At 42.6% G+C, this 12,779-nt stretch carries 9 protein-coding genes; 4 read left to right on the top strand and 5 right to left on the bottom strand.

Translation table 11 applies throughout. The annotated features are described in order from the left end of the window. Positions 1-100: 100 nt before the first annotated feature. On the bottom strand, positions 101-1,090 hold the full coding sequence (locus tag AACS80_RS05825; protein WP_135411005.1) for a tyrosine-type recombinase/integrase: 990 nt from the start codon (positions 1,088-1,090) through the stop codon (positions 101-103). Positions 1,091-1,731: 641 nt separating this feature from the next. Between AACS80_RS05825 and AACS80_RS05820 the strand changes: the two genes are divergently transcribed. The 4 genes from AACS80_RS05820 (at position 1,732) to AACS80_RS05805 (ending at position 8,742) form a co-directional block, all read left to right on the top strand. After that, on the top strand, positions 1,732-4,479 hold the full coding sequence (locus AACS80_RS05820) for an autotransporter outer membrane beta-barrel domain-containing protein (protein ID WP_240727316.1): 2,748 nt from the start codon (positions 1,732-1,734) through the stop codon (positions 4,477-4,479). Between the two features lie 82 nt (positions 4,480-4,561). Continuing rightward, entirely contained in the window at positions 4,562-5,695 is a 1,134-nt protein-coding gene (locus AACS80_RS05815) for a glycosyltransferase family 4 protein (RefSeq protein ID WP_135490184.1), read from the top strand. A 457-nt stretch (positions 5,696-6,152) separates the two neighbouring features. Then, entirely contained in the window at positions 6,153-7,349 is a 1,197-nt protein-coding gene (gene megL / locus AACS80_RS05810; protein ID WP_138183694.1) for a methionine gamma-lyase, read from the top strand. A 94-nt stretch (positions 7,350-7,443) separates the two neighbouring features. Continuing rightward, the gene (locus AACS80_RS05805) at positions 7,444-8,742 is read left to right on the top strand and encodes an aromatic amino acid transport family protein (protein ID WP_135490182.1); all 1,299 of its coding nucleotides are present in this window, start codon (positions 7,444-7,446) and stop codon (positions 8,740-8,742) included. Between the two features lie 34 nt (positions 8,743-8,776). On the opposite strand, the gene AACS80_RS05800 is transcribed toward AACS80_RS05805, so the two are convergent. Genes AACS80_RS05800 through fliD form a run of 4 tightly spaced genes read right to left on the bottom strand, consistent with a single transcriptional unit; the run spans position 8,777 to position 12,552 of the window. Beyond that, positions 8,777-10,291 carry a sigma-54 interaction domain-containing protein gene (locus AACS80_RS05800; protein ID WP_240730927.1) on the bottom strand — a complete coding sequence of 505 codons (1,515 nt, stop codon included), beginning with the start codon at positions 10,289-10,291 and terminating at the stop codon, positions 8,777-8,779. After that, the gene (locus AACS80_RS05795; RefSeq protein ID WP_135411007.1) at positions 10,263-10,607 is read right to left on the bottom strand and encodes a flagellar protein FliT; all 345 of its coding nucleotides are present in this window, start codon (positions 10,605-10,607) and stop codon (positions 10,263-10,265) included. The genes AACS80_RS05800 and AACS80_RS05795 overlap by 29 nt, the downstream gene beginning before the upstream one ends. Then, positions 10,591-10,998 (bottom strand): flagellar export chaperone FliS, encoded by a 408-nt coding sequence (gene fliS, locus AACS80_RS05790; protein WP_135411008.1) that lies wholly within the window; start codon positions 10,996-10,998, stop codon positions 10,591-10,593. Before fliS ends, AACS80_RS05795 begins: the two co-directional genes overlap by 17 nt. 51 nt (positions 10,999-11,049) lie before the next feature. Further along, entirely contained in the window at positions 11,050-12,552 is a 1,503-nt protein-coding gene (fliD, locus tag AACS80_RS05785) for a flagellar filament capping protein FliD (protein WP_135411009.1), read from the bottom strand. Between the last annotated feature and the right edge of the window lie 227 nt (positions 12,553-12,779).

Raw genomic sequence — 12,779 nt, 5'->3', positions numbered from 1 at the left:
ATGCAATGTATTGAATTTGCGCGACTTTGTAGGCCGGATAAGGCGTTTATGCCGCATCCGGCATGAACAAAATGCACGTTGTCAGAAAACGGGGGCCTCGCTAATCAAAATTCAGTTTGTCGCGGGCGCGACGAAGCCGTTGCTCGCCACGGCGATCGTATTTTTGCGTTGTTGTGACACTGGCGTGACCCATCGCATCTTTTACTGTGATTAAGTCTTCGCCGTTTTCAAGCAACGCAGTAGCAAACGTTCTTCTCAAATCGTGAGGGGCGCATTTTTCAATTCCCGCTTCACTTTGTCTTACCTGCAAAATGTGGTAAACCGCCTGGTCAGTGAGTCTTGCGCAGGTCACATCATCAAAACGGCGGATGCGCGTAAACAACGGTCCCGGTGCTTCTCCCCTTACCTGCTCAATCCAGGTCTGTAATCTTGCCCATGTCCCTTCCGGCATATAAGCCAGCCGTTCTTTATTCCCTTTTCCTAAGACACGCAATGCGCGTTCATAAGTGACAATGTCACTTAAATCAAGCCCTACCACCTCGGAACGACGCAATCCACAGCCTAATAACACCCCCAACATCGCGGCGTCTCTCGGACCACGACAGCTACGATCGGTTTCGCAGACCTGAAATAACTGCCGGACCTCCTCTCGATGCAACGCGCGTCCTCGCTGAAGTTTACTACCGCGAAAATTACGTACTGCAAGAATGTGCTGGAAGCTTTCAACATCCATCAGCTTCAACATCCAGGCCTCTTTCGCTACGCCTTTAAGTGCAGACAAATAGGTATTGATTGTCGCCGTCGCCCGCCCCGTATCCCGTAGCAATTCAGCCACCGCCATGATGTGGTGGCGACGTAAGCTTCCCCACGGGCAAGTTTCTGCATTGGCGGCTCCGAGCATTCTGGCAACTATTCCCAAAAAAGATGCCATCGTTTGCCGACTGCGTGGCGAATTTAGAGAGAGTAAATATGCTCTTGCCGGATTAAGGGGATTGCCACTTTCTACAGATGTTGGCCATAACTCGATCTCTGAGGGCACGAGAGGTTGAAAGTCATTCATCTCAGGATCAATGTCGGACAGATGGGTCATAGAGGACCTCACAACAGCGAAAAACGTCAGATGCGCTACGTAAAAAGTTAACCATAGTGTGCCACACAAGCACCATTCGGAAAATCTACTTTTTCAAAGGTACATTTTAATAAGTAGACGTGATTGTGAAGGACCATCATTCACGGAGGTTATGCCGAAGCAGGCAAATCCAGATGTCATTCAGCCTAACTTGCACAAGACGTTACCAATGTCACCCATATGGGATATTCGTTCACTTTTTATTTTTAAATAAAAAAAATTATCCGAGTTTATTTTAATAATTTCTGATTGTCGTGTATAAATATCTTTGGGTGTTAAGAGTCTTCATTATATTCCACACATATTATTACGCTGCTAGTTTTTTAGTTACGTACACTTAAATATGACAATCATCTATCTCAACCTATTGAAAAGTATATGTTAGTTATTATACATCATATGAATCTATGATTTTTTTAGCTAAAGCATAGTGGTCTTTAACACTAAATAAGATTAAGGTTAATTTTGCTGAAAACTTCAACATTTCTTATTTACAAAATTAATGATATGTATAGAATCTGAAACTTAAATAAAACGCTTCACTTGTTGTATTGTTTTAATCGATTTTATTAAATGGACAAATGTCATCAGGATAAACCATTATGGATAATAATTGTCATTCAGGAAAGCGTTCTTCAAAACCTAAACCAGCGATACAACATTCACCCTATCACGCCAGCCAAAATTCCTTTAATAAAACCCTGATTGCAGGTTCTATCTTTCTTGCTATCAACACAGCTCATGCTGCAGATGCTTGTGATTATGTAAGTACCACACCTGAGACGAGTTGTGTCTATATTGATAATAAAATAAACATCCATATTCATACTGATATAAATAATACAAACAATACCCCCGCCTATGAATATGAAACAGATTATGCGACCACAGATAAATCAGTAATCAATTTAGAAGCAGGTACTACAATTAATTCGGCTGCAACAGGCATTCAATCACTGGGGTATGATAATACTGAAATAGAAGTGAGTACCTCTGGCAATATTTATACCGGTAAAACAACCGATATTGATGCACAAGATCCTCAGGCCCCGATAAGTGGGCCATCTGGCGGAATTATCTATGAGAATACGAACGTACGAGAGACACAACACGCCAGCATTTATCTGGCAGGTGCATCCGGTGGTCTTCTGGCGCTGGGTGCCGTAATTCAAAATTCTGATAGCCAAATTATTAACAAGAGCAACAGTAAGGATACTGCCGCAATATATTCTCAGGCACTGGAATCACGGGTGACCACCTCGGGGGTTATTCGTTCTCAGGTTGGGGATGCGGTTCGTTTACAGGATACTGGTCCTCAATATTCTTATAGCAGCGGTGGCTACATAATTCTCGACCCGCAGAGTATTTTTGATGTTCATCTGCAGGCAGGTAGTCACGTTGAAGGTGGCTCTGAAGGTTCGGGAATTAAAACTATCGGTGGAGCAACCTCTAATATTACTATTGATGAAGGTGCAATGCTGGACGCATTGTCTGACGTAGCGATTAGTGCCACTGGTTATGATTATTATGATCTTAACTATACTAATAATCCGTCTGGTATAAATACATATCAATACTCTGGGGCTGCTACCAGCATCACTAATGCAGGAACCCTTACCGGTGTTATCCAATTGACCAGTGGTCAGGATAATATCGTAAATGATACCACTGGCGTCTGGAATATTCGTCAATGGTCAGATACCGATCGGGATGGTGTCAGGGACACCATTGCTTCTGTCGCAACCAGTGATTTTGGTGGTGGAACGACGGAATTAGAGAACCGCGGGCAAATTGTACTGACGGCCAATATTGATGGCAGCGCAAATAGCGCGCTGTTGCAAAATTTGCACACATTTAAAAACCAGGGACGTTTAATACTCGCTAATAACGTTGTAGGCGACCGTTTTACCATTGACGGTGATTATGTGGGTAATAATGGCACCATCGAGCTGGATACATATCTTGGGGATGATACTTCTCTCACAGACAGAGTCATTATTAATGGCTCAACCTCCGGTAAGAGTTATCTGGTCGTTGATAATCTTGGCGGAACCGGGGCGAAAACCAGCGAAGGGATTAAAGTTATCGAAATTAACGGTGATTCAACGGGTGATTTCATCCAGCAAGGCCGTATCGTTGGTGGTGCACATGAATACTATTTGCATAAAAATGGCGTGAATAATCAGGATGGCGACTGGTATCTACGTTCAAAGCTTCCAGTAATAATTTCCGAAGTTCCAGGGCTAAATCCCGACCCAGAACCAGAACCAAAACCCGATCCGAGTCCAATTCCCACTCCAGATCCAGTACCGACACCGGTACCTGTACCGGACCCAGACCCCAAACCAGTGCCAGCGCCAGAAAATATCAATCGACCTGAACCGGGGAGCTACATGTTTAACCACATGGCGGCCAACAGCCTGTTCCTGATGCGCCTTCACGATCGTATGGGTGAAACTCAATATACTGATGCATTGACTGGTGAGCAAAAGGTTACCAGTTTGTGGTTACGTCAGGTTGGCGGTCTTAACCGCTCTCGTGATGTTAGCGGTCAGTTAAAAAACAAAGGTAATCGTTACGTCACCCAAATAGGCGGAGATGTTGCTCAATGGAGTAGTAATGGCTTCGACCGTTGGCACTTGGGAGTAATGGCAGGATACGCCAGACAAACCGGCAAAACGGAGTCGCAATATTCCGGATATCAATCCAGGAGTTCTGTTGAAGGTTACAGTGCAGGATTTTATGGTACATGGTATGCCAATGAAGAAGATAAAACCGGGAGTTATCTTGATACCTGGGCTTTATATAACTGGTTTGATAATGAAGTTAAAGGCGACCAACTAGCGACGGAAAAATACAAATCCCGTGGTATAACGGCATCGTTCGAAGCTGGTTATACGTTCAAACTGGGAGAAAAAATCTCTGACGGTGTGAAATATTATCTACAGCCTAAGGGACAATTAACCTGGATGAACGTTCGGGCTAATGACCATATTGAACATCCGAGTAGTGGCAGTTCCCGGGTTTCCTTTGAGGGGAATGGTAATATTCAAAGTCGTATTGGTATTCGAGCCTATGCTAACGGCCATAGTTATAGAGATAAAGGTAAAGATCGTAATTTCCAGCCATTTATTGAAGCCAACTGGGTCCACAATACTCATAACTTTGGTGCAACCATGAATGGCTATAGCGATAATATTGATGGCACCCAAAATATTTGTGAAGTGAAAATCGGTCTAGAAGGTCAGTTATCTCATCATCTGGATGTTTGGGGTAACGTCGCACAGCAAATAGGGTACAGTGGTTATAGTGATACAGTGGCTATACTAGGTGTTAAATACCGATTCTAGCTGAGTGTCATCATTAAATAAAAACCTGCCAGTATTTTATTCACCGGCAGGTTTTCTGTTGCGTTTGATAATAGGATCTGGCATGCAACCCCGAGTTTTAATTGTTACAACGGAAGCCCCGGACGTACTGTTTAGTGGTCTTGGCTTTTTTAATGAGCACTTTTGGGCAGAACTGAACCGTCGTAATTATCCTTTTAAAGTTTTGTATCTGAATAATCAAAAGACGGCACGTTCTCAGTTAGCTGATTATGAAATTGCGGTAGAACCAGCCTTACCCTTTGATTTATCGCTGGAGTCACTTAGCCTTAATGTGGCCTGGAGTACATCACAAAAAATTCAGCCGATACTGAATGAGTTCAAACCCGACGTAATTTCAGTGCATGAAAACTCAGCGCTGTTACCGTTCTTTTTTGAGCTAAAGCGGGTTCAGTTTACTCTGCACTCAAGCTATATCGGCATGCAACACTATCTGACTCGTACGCAAAAAGGAATGCAGCATTATTGGGAACAAAGGATCGCTGTACGACAAAGTGGGGCGGTGGTTCTTCATAGCGATTGGGCTAACCGCTCTGTTATTCAGCATGTTTCGGCGGATATCGTTTCTCCTCATATTTTTCCTATTGGTGTAAATTTTGCTGATTATCCGGCGGATAAAATTGTTCATCCAGAAGGCAAAGTGGTAATTAGCTTCTTTGGCCGCTTTACCGATGTTGTGAAGAATTTTCAGATTTTCCGTGATGCAATCAACACACTTCCGCCAATCTACAGACAGCGTGTTGAAGCCCGGGTTTATGGTCCTGAAAAGATCCCTGATTATATGGAAAAAGAAGGCTTTAAAGGTTTAGCCTTTGTTCAGGGAGAAGAGAAAAGGCGGGCACTGGCGGAAACCGATATAGTGGTTTTCCCAAGCACGCAGGAAAGCTACGGTATTGTTGGCCTGGAAGCATTGCTATCAAATTGCGCGCTGATAGCCACACCGGGATTAGGTATGGATAGTTATATGCAGCCAGAATACGCTTGCGAACCGACGGTCGCCACGATACAAGGGCGAATAATTGTTTATCTGTCGGATGTGGAACAACTGCGTAAAGACCAGAAAGAGAATAAATTCCGCAATAGTGTCAATCGATCGGAGTTTACGTTAGGCAAGATGACGGAGTCATATATTTCAGTATGGCAGGAATTACACAAGAAGTTACATCAAGAACCACAGTGATGCCCCCTGATCAAGTATTCAATGGGTAATACGGTCACTTGATAAATATAGGGATAACCTTATCGTCCCGTTGAATACGGGACCGAATATATTAACACGCAGGCAGCCCCCACCGTAGATATCGGAAAAATTTTCTGAGAAATATCCGGAGCATAGTATCCGGATATAATTGGCTTTTTCAGAGAAGGACATTGTGAAAGTGGTGGTGCCCCTCAATTGTTGTCAGACAAAAAAGCATGTTCAGATTTTGAATTTTGCGCTGAAGTTAACATATAAAAAAGCATGTTGTAACTAATTATAAAAACGTGCATCCATGGCAAGAAAATTGCCATGGTGGAAATATTCAGAACACACATAAAAAACAAAATAACATAACGCTTTGAATATAAATAATTATTTATCTGGCATGGCAATTGCTTCGTCATTCTCGAGTCGTTTATAAAATTAAGGAAAGAGTATGTCTCATAATCGCAATTATCGATTTGCTACCCAAATTATTCACGCAGGGCAACACCCCGATCCATCTACAGGATCACTGAGTACCCCAATCTTTCAGACATCAACATTTGTTTTTGATAATGCTGAACAAGGCGCTGCACGTTTTGCGCTTGAAGAACCTGGGTATATTTATACCCGCCTGGGTAACCCCACCACAGAATCTCTTGAACAAAAAATGGCAGTTCTTGAAAGTGGTGAGGCCGCGCTGGCAACAGCGTCTGGCATTTCTGCGATTACAACAGCTCTGCTTACCCTGTGTCAGCAAGGCGATCACATTGTCTCTGCCAATGCAATATATGGCTGCACACACGCCTTTCTTTCCCATAGCATGCCGAGATTTGGCATTAACACAAGCTTTGTAGACGCCACAAATATTGCTGAACTAAAAGCAGCAATACGGCCAGAGACGAAAGTTGTTTATATCGAAACGCCAGCCAATCCAACGTTAACACTGGTTGATATCGAAACGGTGGCAGGTATTGCACATCAGCACGGTGCATTGTTGATTGTCGATAACACTTTTATGTCGCCTTATGGCCAACAACCGTTACGTCTTGGGGCGGATATTGTTGTACACAGCGTCACTAAGTATATAAATGGCCACGGTGATGTGATTGGCGGTGTCATTATCGGTAAAAAAGAGTTTATCGATCAAGCGCGTTACGTTGGACTTAAGGATATTACAGGCGGATGTATGAGTCCGTTTAATGCCTGGCTGACCTTACGTGGCGCCAAAACACTCGGCGTCAGGATGGAACGTCATTCCAGTAACGCCATGAAAATTGCTCAGTTCCTTGAGAAACACCCGGCGATTACCCATGTCTATTATCCTGGATTACAGACTCACCCTCAGTACGATTTATATAAGCGGCAAATGAGTTTGCCCGGCGGCGTCATCAGCTTTGAAATAACCGGTGGTTTTGAATCTGGCAGGCGGATGATTAACGCTGTCAATTTATGTTTGCTGGCAGTAAGTCTTGGCGATACAGAGACACTGATCCAGCATCCGGCATCCATGACTCACTCTCCCGTGCCGCCGGAAGAACGGTTGAAAGCGGGGATTACTGATGGATTAATTCGACTTTCCGTTGGTCTTGAAGATCCTGACGATATTATTGAGGACCTTCAACAGGCAATAGAAAAAGCCATTGCCTGAAATTAGTTTTTATCAACGTGAGAATTCTACAGCATATAAAAATCAACTCCCGCCCTCTGTCTTATTGGCTGAGGGATTGGGATGGAGGCGCATTATGCAAGTCACCACGCAGCAATCGGATAATTATATAAATATTTCTCAGACACAAACCGACAAGTTACCCTTTACACGCTATGATTTTGGCTGGGTTTTGTTATGCATTGGTATGGCAATTGGTGCAGGTACAGTATTAATGCCAGTGCAGATTGGATTAAAAGGCATATGGGTTTTTATTACGGCATTTATTATTGCCTATCCTGCGACTTACATTGTTCAGGATATGTATCTTAAAACACTATCTAAAAGTGAAACATGCAATGATTACACGGATATTATAAGTCACTATCTGGGGAAAAACTTTGGCATTTTCTTAGGTGTTGTTTATTTTTTGATGATTGTACATGGAATTTTTATTTATTCTCTTTCAGTTATTTTTGACAGCGCATCGTACATCAGACATTTTGGGTTAACTGATAGCGATTTATCTCATTCTGTTATCTATAAGATCATTGTCTTTTCTGTTTTAGTTGCCATTGCCTCTCGTGGAGAAAAAATATTATTCAAAATTTCCGGCCCAATGGTAATCATCAAAGTGGGGATTATTGTTATACTTGGCTTCATCATGATCCCACACTGGAATTTTAATAATATCAGCGCATTTCCCCCGATGAGTGACTTTCTACGCGATGTACTACTAACCATCCCGTTCTGTTTCTTTTCAGCCGTTTTTATTCAGGTATTGAATCCGATGAATATCGCATATAGACGAAGAGAAAAAGACAGGGTTATGGCAACCAGAATGGCCATCCGCACGCATCGACTCAGCTACATTGCACTGATAAGCATTATATTATTCTTTTCATTCTCATTCACTTTTTCTATCAGCCATGAAGAAGCTGTTTCCGCATTTGAGCAGAATATTTCCGCCCTGGCACTGGCAACTCAGGTGATACCGGGGAACATTATTCATCTTGCTGCAACGATATTAAATATTTTTGCAGTGCTGACGGCTTTCTTCGGTATCTATCTCGGCTTTCATGAGGCATTGAAAGGAATTATACTCAATGTTCTAAGCCGAAAATTCAATATTGAGAAAATCAGTCCACAAATTCTCACAACAGGAATTGGTGTTTTTATTGTTGCAACACTTGTTATCTGGGTATCGTTTCGTATATCTGTATTGGTGTTTTTCCAGCTTGGTAGCCCATTGTATGGTATCGTCTCTTGTCTGATCCCTGTGTTTTTAATTTACAGTGTCAAAGCATTAGAAAACTTGCGTGGGTTCAGAAGCTGGCTGATATTTCTCTACGGTATTTTGCTTTGCCTGTCACCACTATTAAAACTCATTGAGTAATATTTTTGACGCATCCATCTTTCAAATGGATGCGTTAACTTACCGCGTCCTCCTGGTAGCTACGTATTTTATTCAAAACTGTAGTATGAGAAACCCCCAGCACTTTGGCTATGCCGCGTGCAGAAACATTATAATCCAGCATCTTTTCAATAATTTTACGTTCAGTTAAACGAACTTGTTCTTTTAAAGGACTATTATTCCCATTGTGACCTTGCAGACTGTCCTCGCAAGAATAATTCATCCATTCCAGTTCTTCCTTTGTCACTATTCCCCTTTCCGACATATGCATCAAGCGGATAATCACATTCTCCAGCTCCCGGATATTGCCTGGCCATGCGTAATTTTGTAAAATTTCCAGACTTTGTTTATCAAATACCAGAGCACGATTAAATTCGCAGACATGCTTTTTCAAGAAATGGTCAATTAATAATGTAATATCTTGCGGATGCTGCCGAAGCGGTGGAATCGTTAAAGATAGAATATTAATTCTATAATAGAGATCGGCACGTAACTGACGGTTCAATATCATCTCCTCCAGGTTGGCATTGGTGGCTACGATAACCCGTGTATTTAAAGAGACGATCTGAGAGCTACCTATACTCCGGATACAACTATCCTGCAAAACCCGTAGCATTTTTGCCTGCATGCTTAACGGCATTTCGCCAAACTCATCAAGAAAAAGAGTCCCTTTATCTGCCATTTCAAACAGTCCTTTCTTCCCTTTTCCATCAGCTCCGGTGAATGCTCCTTTCTCATATCCAAAAAACTCACTTTCTATCAGTTCTTCCGGAATTGCCGAACAGTTTACCGGGATAAAAGCGTGTAAACGTCGTGGTCCACAATTATGAATAGCTCGCGCCAGTAATTCTTTGCCCGTTCCCGTTTCTCCACGAATTAATAGGGTAAAATTGCTTTGCGCAAACTTCATCGCTTTTTCAATGAGTAAGCGCATATGCTGGCTCTCGCCAATAATTTCATTAAAATAATCATTCTGCTTCGTTAATGTAGATATAATAGTGCGGCCAATACTAAAATGCCCTACATCAATAATATCATGAAGGTTATTCAATCGTTTTATGATTTTTTTAACATCCTCTACATTATAACATATTGACTTAATCAAAATACGTCTAGTTATCACCTTCATCGATATAATATTAACATTGTAAAACGAAAATACTTTTAAAACGTCTTCTATCATCGAAATACGGTCAATGGTTTTTATGTCCCAACGTATCGTAAACACATTAGCTCCATTGCATTTATTGAATACTTCAGCAGCTATTTTACTACAAGAAGAACGATGTTCTGCTAATGACTTCACAGAGTTAAGTAAAATCATAATGAGAACAACGTTACAATATGTCGCGTAACGTAAAATTCGGGAGATGAAAGAGAAAAAGTGGTGATATAAATGATGAGAGGAATAAATATTGTTAATGCCCATTATTCCGATGGACATTAACCAACGCCGGATCAGCACATTTGCCATCCAGGAAATACAATATAACCAATTTAAATTAGCGTCTTGCCATACTAAAACCTGCATACATCTGACTGACTTTTGCTCCCTGATGCAGAGAAGACATACTCTTCTTGAGTGTTTCGAGTCTGACTTTTACTTTACTCATCAGCTCTTCCGTGCCGTTAATAAGTCCACGAACCTGACTTCTGATACGTTCGCGCTCACTTTCTGACAAGGTTAATCCACTCGTACCAGTTATTAAACTGTCCGCTTTCGCCAGAAATTTATCCAGCAGAGCTAAAAAGTCCTCCCATTTTTCTTCACGCACCATCGTCAACATTGACTGGTTCATATCGAACAAGTTGTCATAATTTGAAATCATATTAACCTCGACGTCCACGGCTTTTCCTGGGGCCAATTTCTTCCCAGGTATCGGCAAGCCGCATTAATAGTTGGTCGACATGTTTCAGCAATTCAGGATCATTCGTCCGGTTAGCCTGAAACAATGTACGCGACATATATTCATAAAGTTGTTCTAGTTCTTCCGCGATATGCAGACCTTTCTCATGGTCGAGCGATGTTCGTAAACCATTATCAATAATATTAATTGCTTTCGAGATCATCTCTCCGCGACGAGCAATATTACCCTGACCAAAATAGATAATCGCTTTCTGGATGGCACTATGAATACCCTCAAACAGCATAGAAATAAGCTGATGTGGCGTTGCCGCTGCCAGTTTGCTCTGTAGTGAAACTTGTTTGTAGGCTTCTGCGCCCTGTGAAGTGTACATATCAGACTCCTGTGGGATTGACGGAGTTACCCTCCGTCAACTTTTTCTCTATCAAATAGTTGATAAAAGAGAAGATAATTGCGAGTTCATGCTGTTCATTTTTGACATCGCGGTATCCAGATTCTGAAACTGGATACGATAACGTTCAACCTGAGCATCAATGAGCTTCTGGGTTTTATCGATTTGATCCTGAAGCGCTTTGGTTTGCAAATCAAGGGAGTCAGTTGTCGTCTTTATCAGCCCGGTTTTGGTTATATCATCTTTAGTGCTACCAACGTAGGTAGTGATGATATCATCCAGCTTAGCCGCCATTCCGTCACTACCACCATGCCCGTGAAATATTTCAGCTATTTCTTCCGGATTTTTAGCGATAGCTTTATCCAGCTTATCTTCATCCAGCGTCATCTGTCCGGATTTAGAATCAACTTTGATGCCCAGATCAGCCAACGCGCCAAACTCTGCGCCAGGAGCACCATAAACGCCGTTTGTCGTAGAACGAACTTGACTCACTATTCCCCGCAGCATTGAATCGCCCATCAGCGGCCCGCACTTACTGTTGGGCGTTGCGACATCATCATCACCCAGACCGGAGTTATCATTCTTGACATATAAACTGGCTGCAGATGTCAATTTCAGCAGCGCATTGTATTGCTTAACAAAATCCTGAATAGCGGGTTTAATGGCCGACGGATCCGTTGTTAATGTCAACTGCTCTGATTGAAGTTTGCTTGGATCGTTTTTATCGGCTTCAGAAACGAACTTCAGATTCAGCGTCACGCCTTCAATGATGTCAGAAATACTGTTAGAAGAACGGGTAAATTCAGTGCCATCAACACGCAGTTTAGCGTCTTCAGCATCCGACACCACGACCATCTTATCGCCAGCACCGGGATCACCCGCGATAGGTTTCCCTGAATCGTCCAGATGCTGACCGCCCGCCGAGGTGTTCATTATGTCACCCAGCTTCTGGTCACCGTCGACCTTAACAGTCATTTCGCCATCAGTGCCAGTATCTTTAGAGCTAAGAACCAGTTGATAACCGTCGTCTGAACGCTGAACGCTGGCTCTGACTTCGCCATTTTGCCTGTTGATCGCTTTGGCAATGTCGTCTAACGAAGTCTCATCATCTTTAAGCTCAACCTCTGTGGTTTTGCCATCTTTTTGAGTGATGGTGACCTTTCTGGTAGCTCCGGTTGTAGATCCCAGCGGCTGATCACTAGTGGTCTGCGCTGCTGTTCTCAGTTTATGTGCCTTGGCAATTTGTTCTACAGTAACTTCATGAGTGTCCGCCAGAGCAGTTGCGTCCGCTGTCGCGGTAAAGGCTTTATTCTCACTGACTGTCAGTGTATTGAACGCTTCACTACTTAATGACTTTACCGATTTCTGTAGTGTAGCCAACTGGCTGGAGATCAATCCCCAAGCGGAAACCTTCGCTTTATAGCTGTTCTGACGGGTGGTATAGGGAACAAGACGTTGCTGCTCGCTAGCTTTAAGTTGCTCAAGCATTGTTGCGGTATCGAGCCCTGAACCGATTCCCAGTGATGATATACCCATGTAGTTTCTCCCGAGGGGGTTATGATTTTTAAGAATCTCTACCTTATATCGGCATAAAAACAGGCTGGATAAATATTTAACTTTTCCCCAACAAAACCTGAGTGAAATTATTAATCCTCTTTTTAATCTACCCCGTTACATTTTCGAAGCGCTTTCAGTTTTTATCTTACACGCTTTAGCCTCTTTATTTTCACGCCGATATATAGGGTATGCGCCACTTATAACGC

It is taken from the genome of Escherichia sp. E4385 (assembly GCF_963883145.1).
In the GTDB taxonomy this organism is placed as follows: domain Bacteria; phylum Pseudomonadota; class Gammaproteobacteria; order Enterobacterales; family Enterobacteriaceae; genus Escherichia.
The sequence above is the reverse complement of the archived record's forward strand: the minus strand, read 5'-3'. Positions and strand labels throughout refer to the sequence as shown.

Excerpts from the sequence above, each read along its gene's own strand:
- AACS80_RS05825 (WP_135411005.1), bottom strand. The coding sequence starts at position 1,090 with ATGACCCATCTGTCCGACATTGATCCTGAGATGAATGACTTTCAACCT.
- AACS80_RS05820 (WP_240727316.1), top strand. The coding sequence starts at position 1,732 with ATGGATAATAATTGTCATTCAGGAAAGCGTTCTTCAAAACCTAAACCA.
- AACS80_RS05815 (WP_135490184.1), top strand. The coding sequence starts at position 4,562 with ATGCAACCCCGAGTTTTAATTGTTACAACGGAAGCCCCGGACGTACTG.
- megL (WP_138183694.1), top strand. The coding sequence starts at position 6,153 with ATGTCTCATAATCGCAATTATCGATTTGCTACCCAAATTATTCACGCA.
- AACS80_RS05805 (WP_135490182.1), top strand. The coding sequence starts at position 7,444 with ATGCAAGTCACCACGCAGCAATCGGATAATTATATAAATATTTCTCAG.
- AACS80_RS05800 (WP_240730927.1), bottom strand. The coding sequence starts at position 10,291 with ATGCAGGTTTTAGTATGGCAAGACGCTAATTTAAATTGGTTATATTGT.
- fliS (WP_135411008.1), bottom strand. The coding sequence starts at position 10,998 with ATGTACACTTCACAGGGCGCAGAAGCCTACAAACAAGTTTCACTACAG.
- fliD (WP_135411009.1), bottom strand. The coding sequence starts at position 12,552 with ATGGGTATATCATCACTGGGAATCGGTTCAGGGCTCGATACCGCAACA.